This window comes from Chitinophaga filiformis (genome assembly GCF_021646545.1).
Classification (GTDB): domain Bacteria; phylum Bacteroidota; class Bacteroidia; order Chitinophagales; family Chitinophagaceae; genus Chitinophaga; species Chitinophaga filiformis_A.
Map to the genome: position 1 here is coordinate 64858 of NZ_JAKIRP010000023.1, position 20310 is coordinate 85167.

The window sequence follows — 20310 nt, forward strand, 5'->3', positions numbered from 1 at the left end:
TAAAGATTAACTATTATAGTAGATTTCTGATTTAGAATTGTATGAATCACAAAAAATCTGGTGATTTTTATATGAATTCGTCATTTTTTGAGGCAAATTCTTATTGCTGGTCATTGATTTGGCCCTTATAATTCGATATTGTGCGATGCATCCTACGCTCTCTTCCGGTTGTCTGAGGTTGTTCTCCTTGTATCGCCTGTCAGGATACCCTATGAGGCAATTCTTCCAGCTTTTGCCTGAATTCATGTAAATACACAGCCGCTTTCTCCAGCCGGCTGCCATACCAGGAAAACATTTCTCCGTCCACCAGTTCAATACGAACGCCTGGCAGTACATCCTGCAACTCTCTGATATGTTTCTCTTTGAATGGGTAAGGCTCGGAAGAAAGCAATATCAGCTGGCAATTGCTTTTCAGTTGGTCAAGGTCAATGGTCGGGTAACGTGCCGTCCCGGCAAAAACATTCTCCAGCCGGCAATACGCCAACATGGTATGGATGAAAGTATCGCCGCCCGCTACCATCCACGGTTCCCGCCAGATGAAATAAGCGGTGTGCAATGGTGGCCGGGCCTGCAATGTTGTGGCCAGTTGTCTGAAACTGAGGTCGATATTGCCGGCTATTTCAGCAGCGCGTTCTATTTTACCGGTGATGTTACCGATGCTCCTGATCATATCCAGCGCATCTTCCAGGCATTGGATATCACTGACCCATACCGGTACGTGCTGCATCAGGAATTGCACCTGTTCAGCAGTATTTTCCTCCTTATTGGCAATCACCAGGTCGGGCTGTAAGGCCAGGATTTCTTCCAGGTGCAGTTGTTTAGTGCCGCCTATGCGTGTCTTATGCCGGAACCATGCCTCCGGATGAATGCAGAATTTTGTAATGCCGATCACCTCTTCATCCAGTCCGAGGTCGTACAGTAATTCTGTTTGCGAGGGAACCAGTGAGATGATCCGGCGGGGCGGGTAAGCGATGCTCACTTCCCGTCCCAGCTGGTCATTGTAAGTATTTGTTGCCGGCATCAGCTGCCTGTTGTTTTTAGTAGTTTATCAACTTCCAAGGGCCTGAATGATGTCGTATTTCGTCACAATATGCGGTTTGCCGCCATCATCTTTGGTAATCACTGCTCCGTTCTCCTTGTTGATGTAAACGCTCAGTTTCTCTATCGGCGTATCCATGCTCACTTCCGGGAAAGCAGCCTGCATCACCTGTTTGATCTGGGCGTCTTTCAGGTTCACATCGTCGATCAGGCGATTGAAAAGTCCTCCTTCGGAAATAGCCCCAACGATCTGGTTATTATGCAGTACCGGCAGGTGTTCAATGTCGTACTTCTTCATCTTCACAATGGCCTCACTCACTTTCTCCTCCTGGTCAATCGTTACCAGCGGCTGATTACGGCGGCCATTCACTACATCCTTCACAGTCTTCACATCCAGGAAGCCACGCTCCATCATCCACTGGTCATTGTAGACCTTCCCTACATAACGGCTGCCATGGTCATGGAAAACAACTACTACCAGGTCAGTCGGTTTCAACCTGCTTTTCAGCTGCATTAAGCCCGATATGGCCGATCCTGCAGAGTAGCCTACAAAAATGCCTTCCTCCTTGGAAATGCGGCGGGCCATTACAGCACCATCCTTATCGGTCACTTTTTCAAAATGATCGATCACGCCCATATCGTAGTTCTGCGGAATGAAGTCTTCGCCAATACCTTCCGTGATGTAAGGATAAACCTCGGTCATGTCCAGTTCGCCGGTTTCATGGTATTTCTTCAGCAGGGAGCCGTAACTATCTATTGCCCATACCTGGATGTTCGGATTCTTTTCTTTCAGGAACTTACCAGCGCCGGTAATGGTACCTCCGGTGCCGGTGGCCACCACCAGGTGCGTGATCTTTCCGTCCGTCTGTTCCCAGATCTCCGGGCCGGTCTGCTCATAGTGAGCGTCCCTGTTGGCCAGGTTGTCGTACTGGTTCACGTAGAACGCATTCGGGATCTCCTTCGCCAGCCTGCGAGCTACTGAATAATAGGAACGGGGATCTTCGGGTTCTACATTCGTAGGGCAAACGATCACTTCTGCGCCTACCGCTTTCAGTATATCTACTTTTTCCTTGGATTGCTTATCTGTGGTAGTAAAGATGCATTTATATCCTTTGATCACTGCGGCCAGTGCCAGGCCCATACCGGTATTACCGGATGTTCCTTCAATGATGGTGCCGCCGGGCTTCAGCAGGCCCTGTTTCTCTGCCTCTTCGACCATTTTTACGGCCATACGGTCCTTGATAGAGTTGCCGGGGTTAAAAAATTCAACTTTTGCCAGTACCGGACATGGAAGGCCGGCGGTAACGCGGTGTAATTTAACGAGGGGGGTGTTTCCGATTGTTTCGAGTATGTTGTTGCAAAATTTCATATGAATCTTGTTGGACTCTGGCGAAAGTAAGGAATTTCCGGTTGTCACGTTGTCCTGGCTGATACCGCCGCGCTACAAACACAGCCCACCTACGGAGGGCTATTGCCGCGGATGATTCCCGTATTGGTAATATGCGTTTACCATGGCGTTGATATGCCTTTGATATGCCTTTGATGTGGACTTATAACAATTCCCTGTGCTGTTTCCTCATGCTTTCAAACCTTCCGTTATTACCGACCTATTTCGGTTCAATCCCGTATTGAATACGCTTTGATCCCTATATCTCCATATCCTTATAAGCTCATCTGGATATCACTTCACCGTCATATGTATATCCCTTCGATATAGAGATGTAGGTAAAGTGATATAGAAATGACGGTAAAGCGATATGGAAATGATGGTGAAGTGATATGAACGGTACAGGTTTCAAACAATACCAGAGCGGATCCTGAACCGCAACAATAGCTAACGGTTTCTTAACAGGAATTGATTATCAAAGTAATTCCTATTATACTATCTTTGCATGTCATGAGTGAACGGATTTTTATAACCGGGATAGGTACCGGGGTCGGGAAAACAGTCACTTCGGCCTGTGTAGTGGAAGCACTGCAGGCAGATTACTGGAAACCCGTACAAACAGGATTAACAGAAGGGACAGACACAGATACGGTAAAAAGTTTAATATCAAATCCGGTGTCGGTATGTCACCGGGAAGCCTACTGTCTGGAAGCGCCAGCCTCGCCACACCTGGCCGCCAGACTGGAAAATGTGAGCATTAACGTAAAGGAGATACTTGCGCTGGCAAACAGTATTCAGCCATCCAACCGGCCGCTGGTCATAGAAGGGGCCGGCGGACTAATGGTTCCGCTGACGGAACAGGTCTTCACCATCGATTTCATAGAGCAACTGGAGGCAAAGGTCATTATTGTAGCCCAGAATTACCTGGGTAGCATCAACCATGCGCTATTGACCGCACAGGTACTGAAACAACGCGGTATCCCTGTACTGGGCTGGATTTTTAGCGGAGAATACCACAGTAATGAAACCGAGGTGGTAGGGTGGAGCGGCTATCCGCTGCTGGGAAGGATACCTCACACTGCACTGGTTGACAGGGCTTTTGTGAAGGAACAGGCAGAAAAGCTATCTTTGTGGTAATACAGATCCACTTGTTAACAAAAAAGGATATACGAAAGCAATACCTGGAAAAACGTTTGAATCTTCCGGATGATGTGATTGCCACCCTGAACAGGGAGTTACTGGACCAATGCCGGCGGCTGGACTTCAGCGCTTACAGAATGGCACACATTTTTCTTCCTATCACTGAAAAGAAAGAAGCAGACACATACGCACTGGTGCACTGGGCCCGGGAGGCTTATCCTAAACTGCAGTGGGCGCTGTCCAGGTCAGACATGCGCAATGCAACGATGGAGCACTTCCTGTGGAAAGAGGAAACCGTGTTGGTCAGGAACGACTATGGCATACCGGAGCCTGCCGGTGGAATACCTTTGATGTCTGCCGAGATGGACCTGGTTTTTGTACCTATGCTCGCATTTGACAAAAGCGGACAGCGGGTGGGATACGGGAAGGGGATGTATGACCGTTTCCTGAAGGAATGCCTGCCAACGGCGACCACTATCGGACTGTCATTGTTTGAACCGGTAGACGCTATCGCAGATGTGAACGAGAACGATGTTCCCCTGCAGATGGTCATCACGCCACAAACAATTTATGATTTCAAAAAAAGCTAAGAATGCTGAAACACCTGAAAATCTTATTATACCCTTTTTCACTGTTGTACGGCCTCGTGATGTGGGTCCGCAACCGTTTCTATGATACCAATGTACTGACTGCCGTAGAGTTTGACCTGCCCGTTGTTGCTGTAGGCAACCTTTCCGTGGGAGGTACCGGCAAAACCCCGCATGTAGAACATCTTATCAGGATATTAAAGGATAAATACCGTATAGCCACACTCAGCCGGGGATACAACCGGCGTAGCAGCGGCTACCTGCTGGCAGATGCTGCCAGCACAGCGGCGCAACTGGGCGATGAACCGATGCAGTTCCATCGTAAATTCCCGGATATAGAGGTCTGCGTAGGTGAAGAACGCATGCTGGCCATACCCCAGCTGCTGGGAGAACGCCCGGAAACAGAAGTGATTCTGCTGGACGACGCCTTCCAGCACCGTTCTGTGAAACCGGGCATGAACATCCTGATCACCGAATACAGCCGCCGCTTTACCAAAGATCATGTAGTGCCTTTCGGTCGTCTGCGCGAAGGCCGCAAAGGCTATGAGAGGGCCAATTGTATCATTGTGTCCAAATGTCCGCCGCAACTGTCGGCAACAGAAAAAGCCGCCATCAGGCAGGAAATCAAGCCCCTGCCACATCAGCAACTGTTCTTTACTTCTCTGAAATATGGCGAGCTATACGACATGTTCAGCGGCAGCCCGGTTACCGCGCCTGCAGATACCACGGTTCTCCTCGTCTGTGGTATTGCCCGTCCGGAACCGCTTTTACAACAACTGAAGGAAAGCTATAAAAACGTGTTCCTCCTGCCTTTTCCGGATCATTATTACTATTCCGTCCCTGATCTGGAGAAAATAAACAGGGAACTCAGCAACCTTCCCGGCAACCGCAAACTGGTGGTAACTACGGAAAAGGACGCGGTAAGACTACAACTGCTCGAAGACCGCCTGCGTCCCATGAACATACCCATCGCCGTTATGCCGGTTGAAATATCTTTCCTCAATGGGGAAGGAGAATCATTTAATAATTATATTTTTACTTACGTGGATCAGTTTGGAAGTAACCATGATTAAACGTTACGAGAATGACTAAAAAGAAGAAACCTCAAAAACACAGCAGCCAGAAGAAAACCTTCCGTGGCACTGTACAGATAACCCGCTCCGGGATGTCCTTTGTTATTATTGAAGGACAGGAGAAGGACATTATGGTCCGCCAGAAGAACCTCAATACTGCTCTTGATGGAGATGACGTGCTTGTTGATGTGATCAAACAGGGCAAGAATGAAGGACGTATGGAAGGGGTTATAACGGAAATCGTTAAACGCAAGAAGATTGAATTCACCGGTACCCTGCAGGTCAACAAAGGCTTCGCTTTCCTGGTACCGGAAAAAGGGCTGTTCATGCCCGATATATACATCCCTGCCAATTCCATGAAAGATGCGAAGAACGGGGATAAAGCCGTAGTACGTGTCGTGGCCTGGGGCGAAAAAACACGTAAGCCGGTGGGCGAGATCGTGGAAGTGCTGGACGCCAGCAATACCAACGACCTGGCCATGAAAGAGATCCTGATAGAAAGCGGATTCCCGCTCAGCTTTCCCGACGAAGTCACAAAAGAGCTGGGGCATATCGCTGAGAACATTGACGCAGAAGAGATCAAAAAGAGGAAGGACTTCCGTAAGATCCTGACTTTTACGATCGACCCTGTGGATGCAAAGGATTTTGATGATGCGATCTCCATCCGTAAACTGCGTGGCGCCTGGTATGAAGTAGGCGTGCATATTGCGGACGTCAGCCATTATGTGCTGCCTGACACCGCATTGGATAAGGAAGCTGACAAACGTGCCACCTCTGTATATCTGCCGGACCGCGTACTGCCAATGCTGCCTGAAAAGATCTCCAACGAGCTGTGCTCCCTGCGCCCGCATGAAGACAAGCTGACCTTTTCTGCCGTTTTCAAGATGAATGAGAAGGGCGAGATCAAAGAACACTGGCTGGGCAGAACGGTGATACATTCCAACCACCGCTTCACGTATGAAGAGGTGCAGGACGTCATTGAGTCCGGCGAAGGCCCTTACCAGGAGGAAGTGCTGTTGCTGAACAAGATTGCGCAGATACTGCGTAAACAACGTTTTGAGAATGGTGCTATCAATTTCTCATCCCAGGAAGTACGCTTCCAGCTGGATGAAAATGCGAAGCCGGTCGGCATTATCGTAAAAGAGAGCAAGGAAGCCCACCAGCTGATCGAAGAGCTGATGCTGCTGGCCAACAGGACAGTGGCGGAATATGTATATAATATCCGCATAGGTACTAATCAGCATGTGCCATTCCCATACCGTGTGCATGATACACCTGATGAGGAAAAGCTGAAGGTATTCTCCGGTTTCGCCCGTAAGTTCGGTCACAAACTGGAGATCGATAATCCGGATAAACTGGCCCGTTCCTTCAATGAAATGCTGCAGCTGGCCCATGGCAAGCCGGAACAGCATGTATTGGAAACCCTGGGCATCCGTACCATGGCGAAGGCCGCCTATACGGTGGAGGACATTGGCCACTACGGACTGGGATTTGATCACTATTGTCACTTTACCTCACCGATACGCCGTTACCCGGATGTACTCGTACACCGCGTACTGCAGCAATGTCTGACACACGATATCCATCCTGATAAGCAGATGGAGAAAAAGTGTAAGCACTCCTCTGAAATGGAGCGTAAGGCCATGGATGCGGAAAGAGCTGCGAATAAATACAAGCAGGTAGAATACATGCAACAGTACATCGGTGAAGAATTTGACGGTGTGGTGAGTGGTGTGGCACACTTCGGATTCTGGGTGGAAACGGTAGACACCAAATGTGAAGGCCTGGTGAGCATTCACAATATGACTACCAAAGACGAGTTCAAATACGATGAGAACGAGTATGCACTGATCGGTATGTATACCGGCAGAAGGATCCGTATAGGTGATAAAGTGAGGATTCAGGTGGTGGCCGCCAACCTGGTGAAGCGCCAGCTGGACTACGACCTGATAGAGGATGGAGAAGAAGAACAGGCGCCATTACGGAAGTCAGTCCGTAAGAGCGTAGCCGCTGAAAGACCAGGACGGAAACCTGCTGCTGGCCGAAAGGAAACTAAGACCAAAGGGAAAAAGAAAGAAACGGCTAGTAAGAAGAAACCTGCATCTGCAAAGAAGCAGGCTTCCTCTTCCCGTAAAAAGCCATAATTTATATAACTTACAGCCGCTTATTCGAAAAATACACCATGCATTCATTTAAAGACCTGACTATCCGGTTTGGAGAACATTTCAGTAAAGAACAATTCCCTGAGCAGCCGAAGAAACTGTATAATGCTGCCAGCCATATCCTTAATATAGGCGGAAAGCGTATCAGACCAGTGCTGAGTATTATGGGCAATGAACTGTTTGACGAGATCCACCCGGATGCATTTGAGGTGGGCACCGCCGTGGAACTGTTCCATAACTTCACACTGGTGCATGATGATATTATGGACAAAGCGCCGCTGCGCCGTAACCAGCCTACCGTACATACGCTGTATGGTGAGACCGCAGCTATACTGGCCGGAGATGTGATGCTGATCAAAGTATACGAATACCTGAACAGGGTACAGCCACAGTATAAGCAGAAACTGATCAGCGCTTTCAACAAGGCTGCTATAGAGGTATGCGAGGGACAGCAGATAGATATGGACTTTGAAGAGATGGAGCCGGAGCAGGTGCGTTATGATGATTATGTGAATATGATTGCCCTGAAAACGTCCGTATTGCTGGCCGCCAGCCTGAAAATGGGTGCTATCATCGGTGGAGGCAGTGAGTATAACCAGCAGCATTTATATGAATTCGGTAAAAATATAGGGATCGCTTTCCAGATCCAGGACGACTACCTGGATGCATTCGGCGACCCTGAGAAATTCGGCAAACAACAGGGAGGGGATATCCTGGTAAATAAGAAGACCTTCCTGTTGTTAAAAGCCCTGGAACTGTGTAACCCTGCGCAGCATAAAAAACTGAAAGAACTGCTGGCCACCAGCCCGGATGACAAGGTGGGGCAGGTACTGGAACTGTTCCATGACTGTAAGGTGGACGCCTGGGCAGAAAAGGAGAAAGAACGTTTCCAGCAGCTCGCTTTTGAACACCTTGAGCATATTGCAGTGATCTCAAACCGTAAGAAACCGCTGACGGAACTAGCCAACTACCTGTTGAACAGGGAACATTAAGGGGAAGACTATCTGCTTCCTCCAAATTTGTGTATCGGTTAATTTATATATATTCGCGCATTAGCTAAACCTGTAACCAAAATACCTAAATGTCCAAATCGCTTTTTCGTAAGAAATCTATTATCAGTATACTGCAGGATAGTCAAGATGGTTTGACGGATGCGCATGGAGGAGGAGGATTAAACAAGGTATTACGGGTGCGGGACCTGACCGCTTTAGGTATCGCCGCGGTGATCGGCGCGGGTATCTTCTCTACCATCGGGGAAGCCTCTTATCACGGAGGTCCCGGTGTTTCCTTACTTTTTATTATTACTGCTGTTACCTGCGGGTTTTCTGCGCTCTGTTATGCGGAGTTTGCATCCCGTGTACCGGTATCCGGCAGCGCCTATACTTATTCCTATGTGACTTTCGGGGAACTGGCCGCCTGGGTGATCGGGTGGGCGCTCATCCTTGAATATGCCATCGGGAATATAGCCGTGGCCATTTCCTGGAGCGGGTATTTCAATAACCTGCTGGCGGGGATTGGAAATGCAATGGGGGTGAACCTTTCATTCCCTGACTGGCTGACCAGCAACTATGATAGTGCATCGCCTGAATTGTATGCCGCCGCGCCACGTATAGCAGGTATCCCTGTGATATTGAACCTGCCGGCATTTATTATTGTGGTGCTGGTCACTTACCTGGCCTACGTGGGCATCCGGGAGAGTAAAAAGAGCGCCAATTTCATGGTCGGCCTCAAGATACTGGTGATCCTCTTTGTGATCGTGGTGGGTGCTTTTTATGTGAATGTCGACAACTGGTCGCCTTTTATGCCTAATGGATTTTCGGGTGTATTAAAGGGGGTATCTGCTGTGTTCTTTGCCTATATCGGATTTGATGCTATTAGTACTACGGCGGAAGAGTGTGCCAATCCACAGCGCGATCTTCCTAAGGGAATGATCTATTCACTGGTTATCTGTACGGTGTTGTATGTGCTCATTGCCTTTGTGCTGACCGGAATGGTGTCTTATTCCCAATTGAAGGTAGATGACCCGCTGGCCTTTGTATTCAATGCGGTAAACCTGCCTAAGGTAAGCTTTCTGATTTCGGTAAGTGCGGTGATAGCTACTACCAGTGTACTGCTGGTGTTCCAGATCGGGCAGCCCCGTATCTGGATGAGTATGAGCCGTGATGGGCTGCTGCCGAAGAAATTCAGTATCATTCATCCGAGGTTCAAAACGCCATCGTTTGCTACTATTATAACGGGTTTCCTGGTGGGGGTACCGGCTTTGTTCCTGAACCTGACCATTGTGACAGACCTGACCAGCATAGGTACCCTGTTTGCCTTTATTCTCGTGTGTGGCGGGGTGTTGTTACTGCCACCCCAGGAGAAAGATCCTCATTCCAAACGTTTCAGACTGCCGTACATCAACGGGCAGTTTATCGTACCTGCTGTTATCATCCTTTTTGCTTACCTGTTCCGCAATGAATTGCCGCAGCGTTTTTCTTTTGCGGGCGGCTGGGACGAGTGGAAGCATAATATTCCCTTCTTCTTCTTCGTGGTGGCGGCTTTGCTGTTCACCGTACTTTCCTTCCTTAAAAAGCTGTCACTGATCCCGGTACTGGGATTGCTGAGCTGTTTCTACCTGATGACAGAGATCGGGTTCAGGAACTGGGTGGTATTTTTCATCTGGTTGCTGATCGGTCTGACCATTTACTTCCTTTACGGCTATAAAAGAAGTAAGTTAGCGCAAGCATAACAAAATCATGGTTTTAGGTCGTTTGTTGCTGCCGTCAAGTTAAATGTTGCTATGGTCAAGTTTATTTCGTATATTCGGATAAGCTCTTTGATCATTAAAATCATGTGTTATGAATCTGCTACAACGAATCGACCGTTGGGGCGAACGCCATCATCCCCGCTGGCTTGATGGCATCCGTGTCCTGTTAGGGGTATTTTTATTCTACAAAGGGGTGGTTTTCATACAAAATATCGATGTACTCAAAACTGTGATCGACCAAAGCCCGTGGCTCACAGTAATGTCTTTCTGGATTGCTCATTATATCGTATTTGCTCATTTGCTCGGAGGTCTCCTTATTGTTTTCGGTTTACTTACACGTGTGGCCATTCTGGCTCAGATTCCAATTCTTCTAGGCGCAATCTTCTTTGTACATACCGCAGCCGCGTTGAACGCTACGGGAATATTTAATGTACATGCAGAGACCGGCCTTTCTATCCTTGTTCTGCTGCTTCTGATCTTCTTCCTGGTGGAAGGCAGCGGCCCCATTTCATTTGACGATTATATGCGCCGCCATCCGGCTTGAGGATTATTTGTCTTACCTTTGCCCTCCGCGATGCGGACTGCTTTGTATTGGCAGTTCACGTTAAAACTGTATTTTCTATCGCGGGCCTGCAAGTATGAAGTTTGAGATTGGCGATAAAATATTACTGCTACATTCCAAGGAGGAAGGGACAGTTGTTGACATTATCAACGCCGATATGGTAATGGTAGAGGTGGGCAAGGTCACCTTTCCGGTGTATCTTGACCAGATAGATTTCCCGTATTTTCATCGCTTTACTACGCCTAAGCCGACTCCTCCGCCACAGCGGATCCAGGGGTATGATATTAAGCCCGAGAAGAAGAAGTATGAAGATAATATCCGGATGAGCCGGGGGATGTTCCTCTCAATATTGCCAGTTTTCAGGATGGACGCTTATGAAGAGCACGTCCAGTCGCTTAAATTTCATCTGCTGAACGAGACCAGCGAAGCCTACCGTTTTAACTTCCAGGTATGGTTGCGGAACAGCATGGAACTGGAGATCCGTAATGAGATCCAGCCATTCAGCAACTTCTACCTGTCTGATCTGTTGTTTGAATCGCTGAACGACAGTCCCAGACTGGAATTCGTTTTCTTCCCGAAAGAGAAAAACGATAAACTGGCGCCTTCCTTCCCGAAAACCTGGAAGCCGAAGGTAAAACAGCTCTTTCTGCAGCTTTCAGAACTGCAGGCGAGGAGGGATGCTACGCTTAGCCAAGTGCTGTTCGAAAAGTATCCGGAAAAGAGTAAAAACGACAAACCTTATTTCGACGCCAGCAGTATCGGTTCATTATCAGCGGGCAGTACGCCTGCAGCTCCTGTAGCACCAGAACCGCCTGCACAGCCTAAATATGAGCTGGACCTGCATATAGAAATGCTGGTAAAGGAGTGGCGCGGGCTCAAGAATATCGAAATACTGGCTATACAACTCAACGAGTTCGTACATTACCTGGAGCTGGCTATTGTGCATCATCAGCACAGTATGATCGTCATCCATGGGGTAGGGAAGGGCAAGCTGAAGGACGAGATCCATGCCATTCTGCGGGATACGCCCGAAGTGGAGCGGTTTATCAATGAATACCATCCCCGTTATGGCTATGGCGCTACCGAGATATTTTTTCGGTACTAGCCCATATGCCGTCTTTTCTATTACATTTGCAGAAACTACAGACCGTGCTATCGCTTCCGCCGAAAGGTGGATGAGGAAAGTCCGGACAGCATAGAGCAACGCACCACCTAACGGGTGGGGCTTTTCTTTCTCCGTTAAAAGAGCGAAGAAAGGCACAGATAGTGCCACAGAAAATTACCGCCTTGTTCCGCGCAAGCGGGCAGGGTAAGGGTGAAAATGTGGGGTAAGAGCCCACGTCTGGGTGTGGTAACATGCCTGGAGGGTAAACCTTGCGTGCTGAAATGCCATGTATACGGTCGCTTAAGGGCTGCTCGTCCAATGACCGAGGGTAGGCAGATACAGGTGCCGTGTGAACGGCATCGAAGATAAATGATAGCATCCTCCGTAAGGGGGAACAGAATCCGGCTTACAGGTTTGTAGTTTTATTTTTAGCTTATCAACCAACGGGACAAAGCCCTAAAAAATATAACCCGAAACTATATAATCTCTATGCAACAACAAGAAGAAAGAAACTGGGCGCTCGCCATGCACCTGGGCGGTCTTGCCGGTATGCTGTTCATTCCGCCTGCTGGTAATATCATCGTTGCGCTGGTCCTCTGGCTGATCAAACGCAACGAATCAGACTTCCTGAATCACACCGGAAAAGAAGCCCTTAACTTCCAGATCACATTGAGTATTGTCAACGTCGCCCTTAATCTGTTCGGTATGCTCAACCATTGGGACTGGGCCTGGGGAAGACCTGGCTTTCACTATTGGGACGTAACGGATATATCCATTTTCCATGGCACACGCGGCATTATTTACCTGTTGAATATCATCTTTTCTGTGATTGCGGCCACGAAGGTGCATAACGGGGTGTTTTACCGGTACCCGGTGAGCTGGAGGATAGTGAAGTAAGGAGGCCTGCTTTTGTTATAAAGCCAGATGCAGTGAAGATTGTTCTCAGAAGTGTATAAATGACTACCTGATCCGTCAGGTATCCGATAAAAGAGCTTGTATCTTATTCAGATACAGGCTCTTTGCTTTTTTATAGAAATTTTTGTCACAAAATTCCGCTAATGCACTCTATCTGCAAAAGCATATTTCATGACAACAGAAAGTAAACGACAGGCTGTTAAAACGCTACACTATTTTTCGGGCATTACGCTTTCCCTATTTATTGGTATTCATCTGCTTAATCATTTGTTCTCGTTCGCCGGGCCGGAGGCGCATATGGCATTGATGGAGAAATTCAGGAAGGTATACCGGCATCCTGTGATTGAGACCATTTTGGTGTTGGTGGTGCTGGTCCAGGTGGTATCAGGTGTTAAACTATTATTTAACCGGAAGCCTAAGATACTGGCAGAGAAAATACAGATATATTCAGGGCTTTATCTTTCGCTTTTCCTGGTAGGTCATGTGGGGGCTGTCTTTGCCAGCAGAATGTTTGAGCACCTGGATACCAATTTCTATTACACGGTTGCAGGGTTCAATCTTCATCCTGCGACCTTGTTCTTCATACCCTATTATTTTCTGGATGTTTGTGCCATCAGCCTGCATGTAGCAGCGATACATTACCTGAAAACCAGGTCGAAGTGGAGCGCCCGGCTGATAGGAGGGACCGGCATCGTAGTAGCCATGCTCATCGTTGCAGGATATACAAACTGGTTTCAATGGCGGGAAACACCTCCGAAAGAGCGCGCGTTTATAGAGAAATACTTTGGTAAAGGATATTGATATCAGGTAAGGTATTTCATTTTATCGGGGTTTCTGATGCCGAACAATTGCGAGATCTGTCCATCCTGATTGAAAACGGGTATCAGGACTGTGTCAAGATCGGCTGTCAGTGTGTTCTCAAACAGAACCCCGGTTTCCATATTCACTGCTTTGATCGTGTAGGAGATGTTCGCGCCAAATTTAATAGCGCCCCTTGTCAGGTACAGCATTACGTTTTCGAAACCAGCAATAGGTTTGGTGGCAGTAGCAGCCTTGCCGCCGCCGTCCATAAAGAGGGTGATCTCTTTTGACAGATAGGTTTCCAGCTGTTTGACATCGCCGTTTAAACATGCCAGCAGAAATGCTTTTGTCATTTCTTCTCTTTCCAGACTGGTAGGACTATATCGTGCATTGCCGGTTTTCAACTTTTCTTTAGCGCGATGTAAGTGTTGCCGGCAGTTGGCTTCACTGATACCTATTAAAGAAGCCACTTCATCATAATCGTAATCAAAGCTTTCGCGTAGCAGGAAAACAGCTCTTTCCACAGCATTTAGTTTCTGCAGCAGCACTAACAATGCATAAGAGATATCATTCTTTTGAAGGTCCGGAAAACGGTCATAGGCCAATGGTTCAGGAAGATTGATCCCTGGGTAAACCACGTTCTTTCTTTTTTCAAGTATGGCGAAGCATGCGTGAATTACTGAGCGGACAAGGTATCTTTCAGGTTCTCTTATCTGGTCAAAAGGTTGACGGGAAAAGGAGATGTATACATCGCTTAAAATATCCTCAGCATCAGTTACGCTTTCGGTCATTTTGTAGGCGAGTCCATGTAATCTGGATCTCTGTTGTAGAGAGAATGATAAATGAGCCTGGTCTTCTGACATTAGAATACGATAATGAGGCGCAAAAATAATTCTAATTGTTGATGTTATTTCTCCAAAAAAGTTACTTATAGCCTGACACCTGATATGAAGGATAATCTTTGGATATCATTGACTACCGCATAATTATTCAGCTGCCCGTCGTTATCTGTATTTCCATTTTGTCTCTTTGTTTCAGAATTACAAATGATTTTGTTAGGAACAGATTCTTCTTCCTCTATAAATACGTCGCTGACGGCATCAACGCGATCCAATAATTGCTGCAGTGTTACCGTGGCCCTGTCGGTGTAATTTGGAATGAAGAAATTGACCGCAGGTTGTAACAATGCCCATGCCTGCAAATCGTTCAATTGTAATCCTTTGACTGTATGTGGCATATAATTACCCAGGGTCAGGTTATTCCTGAAAGCAGCTACTGTTGTACTGCCTTTAATAGCAGGCAGAGAGCCTATCAGCGCGTTCAGGAAGTTGAATACATCGATCCACTTTTGGGTAGCCTCTCTTCGCGGATGTCCGGAGAAATCGGCTCTTACATCATAGCTGATCGTTTTGATCGGATTTAAAATGGGGCTGAAGCCTAATCCCTGACTTTTTTGTTCCCATATCATCTCCAATACTTTCTTTTTCACAAATGTCTCGACAAGATAGAGGTGTATATGATTGGCATCACTTGTCAATGGCACAATGTTGTAGGGCGCGGCGGGTCCTCCCAGGTTATCGTTTAACAAATGTCCTTCAATATAGTAGGAGCCGGTGGTAGCTATTCTTTTGTCCAGTCGCTCTAACCATGGTGGCCGGAACTGGGTTTTATCGGCCTTGGAGCCTGTTACGACGCTTTGTTTTTGATCACCATGGAAAGTTGCAGTCACACGGGTGCCCATACCTTTATGCAGTGCGCCCCATCTTGGCAAGATAGCCTGGGCAAGGGTATCTCTCGATACAGTAGTTTCCCTCGCTACCAGGTCCCACATCTCATTTACACATTGTTCCACAGCCACACCGGCCCAGACATTATTCGCATCAGACATGCGCAAACTGGTATTCTTGTCTACGAATTGATGGTCCATCTTTTCGGCGAATTTGAGGCCTTTTTCGTATAACGCCTTCATGTCAGTCCTGGGTTGGCCTTTCCACAATCCCGCTTTCTCAAGCTTGCTTTGCGCGCCGTCATAGTGTGTTTCTACGAAGTTGGCCCAGTTGCTTTTGTGTGATAGGGTATCTCCAAACTGGTAAGCATTCTGGAAGCCCAGTATGCCTGTTGGCCTGGTGATGGTTAGTCCTCCGGTTGCATCCTCAGCATGATTATCCACAAAGACATCCTCTAATCCATAAGGACTGGTATGAGTGCCACCTCCCTGTTTACGTAAATGTGCTTTTTCTTTGGTAGGTTCGGCCTTACCATTCATGTAATTCAGGAAATGTTTATAGTCCTTGAAATAGTAGGCGCGATAAGGATCGTGCATCAGTCGTAGTGCCCTTGTCTGTTGCTTTTCCGTCAGTGCATTCCAGGTAGGGCCACTCATTTTTGGATTCATAAGACCTCCTCCGTCCTTCCTGAGCACTCTTTGGACAACTGCAACATTACCAGCATGATCATTGGCCGGCAATGTTTCTTTCATCTGTATGGAACCGGCTTTGAGCACCGGAGAAACAGCTGGCATGGCAGCACCTGACGAAGTGGAATGATATGCTGCTGCGCGTTGGGGGGCCTGGGGTGTTTGCTGGCGTCTGTGAAGCTCTGGCATAGCGGATTTGGATTTGATCTTAGGATGTAAGCGTAACGAAGTTACGTGTTTATATGTGGGAATAGCGAACTTTTTCTTCACAAGAAAGGCGTTCGGGAGGGGCTGGATACCGTACAGGACCCTTTTTAGTTAGCAAAAAAAGAGAGCCAACGAGCATCCCGCCCGTTGGCTCTCTTTGATTATTGTCTTACAGATGTTTACCCTTTCTTAATGGCCTCCATCTTTACTTTCTTCTTTTTCTTCGGCTTCAGCTCTTTATTCCCCTCAATACTATCCGCCAGTTTCAAAGCCTCATACGCATTCACCAATCCACCGGAAATAGACAGATCCGCAAAAGGAACCTTCACATCAGGCGTTCCCGGCTTTGTCACTTCTGTAGTGCCATCAGGCAGAGGAGTGGCTGATTTCACAAGGATGTACTTTAACTGTTGAGCAGTTAACTGAGGATGGTAGGAGAGCACCAGGGCTGCAACACCTGCTACAACAGGAGCTGCCATACTCGTACCGCTGGCATTACCATATTTATTACCACCAGGAACGGTAGAATAGATCTGTACACCGGGAGCGAAGATGTCTACGTTCTTTTTACCGTAGTTGGAGAAGCTGGCTACTTTTCCGTTTTTGCCGCTACCGCTGGCGCCTACAGTAATGTAGTTGCTCGCTCTGGCAGAATGATCTGCATAATCAGGGTTAGGGAAGTTGTCTACTACATCATTATCATTGCCATCATTACCTGCAGCATGTACGAGTAATACGCCTTTCTCTTCCGCATATTTCACAGCAGCATCTACCCAATCCTTATGAGGGGAGAAGCCTTTACCAAAACTCATATTGATAACCCTTGCACCATTGTCTACCGCATAACGGATGGCCAGGGCTACGTCCTTATCACGTTCATCACCATCAGGAACAGCTTTCACCATCATGATGCGCACGTTGTCATTAATACCGTCTATACCAACACCATTGTTCCTTGCTGCCGCAATGATACCAGAAACGTGTGTACCGTGGAAACCGAATTGCCCCATCACATCGCTGTTACCGTAGTATTTGTCGTTGATGTCGTTCACATTGTCCCCTACGATGTCTGCACGTTTATCAACCGGTGCTTCACTGTCAGCCAGTTCCGCTTTCTTTTTCAGATCCGCCAGGTATTCGTCAAATTCTGATTTCAGTTCAGAGTAATTGAGGTTTTCCTCGCCTGTATTCTGGAAAATGCGCAGCAGGAACTTCTTGGCCACCATTACATCCTGGTCAGGAGTTTGTATACTATCCAGCTTTGCTGCATTGAAATCACTCTGGTGCAGGTAACCGGTAATAAGCGCTTCGCATTTGCGCAGGCTTTCCTGCAGTTTCAGCATGGTCTTGTACGTAACCTTGCTTTCACCGGAAGGCTTGGCTACTTTACCCTGCAGTTTCTGCCAGTAAGTATATTCCTTGGATTGTTTGTCGAGTGCAGAATCAGGATTACCGTAAAGGCTCTTATAGCGGTAATATTCGCGGGTCGCTTCGTCAGAATCTTCTTTCACACTACGGCCGTCTTTACCACCCAGGAAATTCCATCCGTGGATGTCGTCGACATAACCATTTCCATCATCATCCTTGCCGTTGCCGGGAATCTCCTTCGGGTTCACCCAAAGGATGGATTTCAGATCTTCATGAAGCGTATCAATACCGGAATCTATCACAGCTACCAGTATAGGGCTGCCTTTCTTTCCTTTCAGCAATTCATTATATGCTTTCTCAACACCAGTTCCATACACACTGTCCTGCGCATAGTTCAATAGATGCCAGTTCCTGGGAGTCGCTGAAGATTGTGCATGAGTCGGGTTAGCGGTAGTAAGAGCAGCCATCAACACAACACCACCAGCCATGACTGCCATAGCTCTGTTAGATTTCATCAGTCTGTTTTTTTCTCAATAAGCTTTACAAAATCAAAAACCAAATTAGAATAAAGGTACGCAAAATGTCAGGGAATCACTTGCGTTAAATGATGAGCGAGATATACAATATGCCAGTAGCTCATTAGGTGGATAGCCGTTCACGTAACAACAACCGCTGAGATAGAAGTGCCTGTAACTCAATAATATTCGCTCATCTACTGTTAATTTAACAATTCTACAAATATGAGCGAAATTTTTCTTTTAGAAAATGAGGAAGAATGTTGTCACAGAAGTCGCTACTGCATTGAAGTCAGCCTATGAAAATGACCGTTCGTCAAAAAATAGTTGCAAATACCACAAAAGTAGAATATGAAATTCCGGAAAAAAGTGTAATATTTAGAGCTGGAAGAGTACTTGATAACTTTCCAAAAAGTTATAGTTACTTTTCTCATAAGCATGGTTTCCGTTTAACGAAAAAGCGAGGTTATCTAACCTCGCTATTCTTTTTGATCTACATTGTTCGCTCACAGCATTGTAAAAGAACGGTACCGCTTCTACAAGCTAATAATATATTGCGATTAATATCAGTTTAAAAGTTATCCGCATATTAAACGGTCTATTATTCCAGTTATTGTGTAAGGAAAAAAAGTTTTTACAGGTCAAACTTAATACCCTGTGCCAGTGGCAGCTGAGTGGAATAATTGATCGTATTCGTCTGTCTGCGCATATAATTTTTCCAGGCGTCTGAACCGCTTTCCCTGCCGCCACCGGTTTCCTTTTCTCCGCCAAACGCGCCACCGATCTCGGCTCCGGAGGTACCGATATTGACATTAGCGATACCGCAGTCAGAACCGGATTGTGACAGGAACAATTCGGCTTCCCGCAGGTTTAGCGTCATAATAGCAGATGACAGGCCCTGTGGTACCCCATTCTGCATAGCGATGGCATCCTCGATGTTGCTGTATTTCATCACGTAGAGGATGGGAGCAAAGGTTTCATGCTGCACGATGGCATAACTGTTCTCTACTGCGGCAATACAGGGTTTTACATAACAACCGGACGCATAGGCATCGCCTGACAGTACGCCTCCTTCCACCAGGAAAGTACCGCCTTGTGCCTTCACCTTTTCGATGGATTCCTGGTAAAGACGTACCGCGTCTTTATCGATCAACGGCCCTACGTGGTTTTGTTCGTCCAGCGGATTGCCGATACGTAGCTGCTGGTATGCTTTCGCCAGTTTCTGTGTAAATGCGTCATATACACTGTCGTGGATGATCAGCCTTCTGGTACTGGTACAACGCTGGCCGGCGGTACCTACAGCACCGAATACACACCCGATAAGGGACATGTCGAGGTCTGCATTGGCGGTGATGATGATCGCGTTATTACCGCCCAGTTCCAGTAGGGCGCGTCCCAGACGGGCGCCTACTACGCTGCTTACCGCTTTACCCATACGGGTGGAACCGGTAGCAGAGATCAGCGGTACGCGGGTATCGGCCGCCATCCATTCGCCCACCTCACGACCACCTGTTACCAGGCAGCATACACCTTCCGGTACGTTATTCGTTTTGAGCACATCCTGTATGATCTGCAGACAGGCAATGGCTGACAAAGGTGTCTTTTCTGAGGGTTTCCAGACGCATACGTCGCCGCAAACCCATGCAAGCATAGCATTCCAACTCCACACCGCAACAGGGAAATTAAAGGCTGAAATGATGCCTGTAATGCCCAGCGGATGCCATTGCTCGTACATCCTGTGACCCGGACGTTCAGAGTGCATGCTTAGCCCGTGCAACTGACGGGAAAGACCTACTGCAAAGTCGCAGATATCGATCATTTCCTGTACTTCCCCGTAACCTTCCTGCAGGCTTTTTCCCATTTCGTAAGACACCAGTTTGCCCAGTGCGGCTTTATTTTTCCGCAGTGCTTCTCCCATCTGACGCACTATCTCGCCACGACGGGGAGCAGGCCATGAACGCCATTCCTTAAACGCTTCCTGCGCTTTTTCGATCACTGCATCATAGTCGGTACGGCTGGCTGCTTTGACGGTTGAAATTTCTTTCCCGTCTACGGGTGAAGACGCCGGAATACTTTCTCCTTTTGCATCCAGCCAGGTAGTTCCTGTGCTGACGCCACTGTTTACATTGCTGATATTTAATTGCTGCAGAATATCCTGGATCATGTTGTACTGTTTATGCCGTGCGGGACACGGCGTGTTTTGATGTATGTCTGAGTTAACGGCAATAGTCTGTAATATATTGGCTGTTGGCAGCGCGGCAGGACGCTGCTGCGCTGCCAACCAC

Annotated in this window: 16 protein-coding genes and 1 other RNA gene; 11 read left to right on the plus strand and 6 right to left on the minus strand. The window is 47.5% G+C overall.

The genetic code is table 11. The annotated features are described in order from the left end of the window. Positions 1–199 precede the first annotated feature (199 nt). Together L3C95_RS32750 and L3C95_RS32755 are read right to left on the minus strand one after the other, a co-directional pair. A complete protein-coding gene (locus tag L3C95_RS32750) occupies positions 200–1021 on the minus strand; it encodes a helical backbone metal receptor (protein ID WP_236394811.1) in 822 nt (273 codons plus the stop codon). Positions 1022–1048: 27 nt separating this feature from the next. Further along, on the minus strand, positions 1049–2407 hold the full coding sequence (locus L3C95_RS32755; protein ID WP_236394810.1) for a pyridoxal-phosphate dependent enzyme: 1359 nt from the start codon (positions 2405–2407) through the stop codon (positions 1049–1051). 528 nt (positions 2408–2935) lie between these two features. Here L3C95_RS32755 and bioD point away from each other — a divergent pair. From bioD to L3C95_RS32810, 11 genes are all read left to right on the plus strand, one after another. After that, positions 2936–3562 (plus strand): dethiobiotin synthase, encoded by a 627-nt coding sequence (gene bioD, locus L3C95_RS32760; protein WP_236394808.1) that lies wholly within the window; start codon positions 2936–2938, stop codon positions 3560–3562. 11 nt (positions 3563–3573) lie between these two features. Next, positions 3574–4155 carry a 5-formyltetrahydrofolate cyclo-ligase gene (locus L3C95_RS32765; RefSeq protein ID WP_236394806.1) on the plus strand — a complete coding sequence of 194 codons (582 nt, stop codon included), beginning with the start codon at positions 3574–3576 and terminating at the stop codon, positions 4153–4155. Positions 4156–4157: 2 nt separating this feature from the next. Continuing rightward, the gene (lpxK, locus tag L3C95_RS32770; protein ID WP_236394804.1) at positions 4158–5225 is read left to right on the plus strand and encodes a tetraacyldisaccharide 4'-kinase; all 1068 of its coding nucleotides are present in this window, start codon (positions 4158–4160) and stop codon (positions 5223–5225) included. A gap of 11 nt (positions 5226–5236) precedes the next feature. Then, on the plus strand, positions 5237–7369 hold the full coding sequence (gene rnr / locus L3C95_RS32775) for a ribonuclease R (RefSeq protein ID WP_236394802.1): 2133 nt from the start codon (positions 5237–5239) through the stop codon (positions 7367–7369). Positions 7370–7407: 38 nt separating this feature from the next. Continuing rightward, complete coding sequence (locus L3C95_RS32780) at positions 7408–8379, plus strand: polyprenyl synthetase family protein (protein ID WP_236394800.1); 972 nt, start codon at positions 7408–7410, stop codon at positions 8377–8379. A gap of 89 nt (positions 8380–8468) precedes the next feature. After that, the gene (locus L3C95_RS32785) at positions 8469–10118 is read left to right on the plus strand and encodes an amino acid permease (protein ID WP_236394799.1); all 1650 of its coding nucleotides are present in this window, start codon (positions 8469–8471) and stop codon (positions 10116–10118) included. 109 nt (positions 10119–10227) lie between these two features. After that, on the plus strand, positions 10228–10680 hold the full coding sequence (locus L3C95_RS32790; RefSeq protein WP_236394797.1) for a DoxX family protein: 453 nt from the start codon (positions 10228–10230) through the stop codon (positions 10678–10680). A 94-nt stretch (positions 10681–10774) separates the two neighbouring features. Then, a complete protein-coding gene (locus L3C95_RS32795) occupies positions 10775–11803 on the plus strand; it encodes a Smr/MutS family protein (protein WP_236394795.1) in 1029 nt (342 codons plus the stop codon). A 34-nt stretch (positions 11804–11837) separates the two neighbouring features. Next, positions 11838–12228, plus strand: an RNA gene (gene rnpB / locus L3C95_RS32800) — RNase P RNA component class A. 64 nt (positions 12229–12292) lie between these two features. Beyond that, complete coding sequence (locus L3C95_RS32805; protein WP_236394793.1) at positions 12293–12700, plus strand: DUF4870 domain-containing protein; 408 nt, start codon at positions 12293–12295, stop codon at positions 12698–12700. A 189-nt stretch (positions 12701–12889) separates the two neighbouring features. Next, positions 12890–13519 (plus strand): hypothetical protein, encoded by a 630-nt coding sequence (locus tag L3C95_RS32810; protein ID WP_236394792.1) that lies wholly within the window; start codon positions 12890–12892, stop codon positions 13517–13519. A gap of 2 nt (positions 13520–13521) precedes the next feature. Here the strand turns inward: L3C95_RS32810 and L3C95_RS32815 are convergent, their stop codons facing one another. From L3C95_RS32815 to L3C95_RS32830, 4 genes are all read right to left on the minus strand, one after another. Further along, on the minus strand, positions 13522–14382 hold the full coding sequence (locus tag L3C95_RS32815; RefSeq protein ID WP_236394790.1) for a sigma-70 family RNA polymerase sigma factor: 861 nt from the start codon (positions 14380–14382) through the stop codon (positions 13522–13524). Positions 14383–14447: 65 nt separating this feature from the next. Further along, positions 14448–16124: a hypothetical protein gene (locus L3C95_RS32820; protein ID WP_236394788.1), complete on the minus strand. Its 1677-nt coding sequence runs from the start codon at positions 16122–16124 to the stop codon at positions 14448–14450. A gap of 197 nt (positions 16125–16321) precedes the next feature. Next, complete coding sequence (locus L3C95_RS32825; RefSeq protein ID WP_236394786.1) at positions 16322–18025, minus strand: S8 family serine peptidase; 1704 nt, start codon at positions 18023–18025, stop codon at positions 16322–16324. Between the two features lie 634 nt (positions 18026–18659). After that, positions 18660–20189 (minus strand): aldehyde dehydrogenase family protein, encoded by a 1530-nt coding sequence (locus L3C95_RS32830; RefSeq protein WP_236394784.1) that lies wholly within the window; start codon positions 20187–20189, stop codon positions 18660–18662. Positions 20190–20310: the final 121 nt, after the last annotated feature.

Bases quoted from the DNA above. Each gene is read 5' to 3' on its own strand.
- L3C95_RS32750 (WP_236394811.1), bottom strand. From the start codon at position 1,021: ATGCCGGCAACAAATACTTACAATGACCAGCTGGGACGGGAAGTGAGC.
- L3C95_RS32755 (WP_236394810.1), bottom strand. From the start codon at position 2,407: ATGAAATTTTGCAACAACATACTCGAAACAATCGGAAACACCCCCCTC.
- bioD (WP_236394808.1), top strand. From the start codon at position 2,936: ATGAGTGAACGGATTTTTATAACCGGGATAGGTACCGGGGTCGGGAAA.
- lpxK (WP_236394804.1), top strand. From the start codon at position 4,158: ATGCTGAAACACCTGAAAATCTTATTATACCCTTTTTCACTGTTGTAC.
- rnr (WP_236394802.1), top strand. From the start codon at position 5,237: ATGACTAAAAAGAAGAAACCTCAAAAACACAGCAGCCAGAAGAAAACC.
- L3C95_RS32780 (WP_236394800.1), top strand. From the start codon at position 7,408: ATGCATTCATTTAAAGACCTGACTATCCGGTTTGGAGAACATTTCAGT.
- L3C95_RS32785 (WP_236394799.1), top strand. From the start codon at position 8,469: ATGTCCAAATCGCTTTTTCGTAAGAAATCTATTATCAGTATACTGCAG.
- L3C95_RS32790 (WP_236394797.1), top strand. From the start codon at position 10,228: ATGAATCTGCTACAACGAATCGACCGTTGGGGCGAACGCCATCATCCC.
- L3C95_RS32795 (WP_236394795.1), top strand. From the start codon at position 10,775: ATGAAGTTTGAGATTGGCGATAAAATATTACTGCTACATTCCAAGGAG.
- L3C95_RS32805 (WP_236394793.1), top strand. From the start codon at position 12,293: ATGCAACAACAAGAAGAAAGAAACTGGGCGCTCGCCATGCACCTGGGC.
- L3C95_RS32810 (WP_236394792.1), top strand. From the start codon at position 12,890: ATGACAACAGAAAGTAAACGACAGGCTGTTAAAACGCTACACTATTTT.
- L3C95_RS32815 (WP_236394790.1), bottom strand. From the start codon at position 14,382: ATGTCAGAAGACCAGGCTCATTTATCATTCTCTCTACAACAGAGATCC.
- L3C95_RS32820 (WP_236394788.1), bottom strand. From the start codon at position 16,124: ATGCCAGAGCTTCACAGACGCCAGCAAACACCCCAGGCCCCCCAACGC.
- L3C95_RS32825 (WP_236394786.1), bottom strand. From the start codon at position 18,025: ATGAAATCTAACAGAGCTATGGCAGTCATGGCTGGTGGTGTTGTGTTG.
- L3C95_RS32830 (WP_236394784.1), bottom strand. From the start codon at position 20,189: ATGATCCAGGATATTCTGCAGCAATTAAATATCAGCAATGTAAACAGT.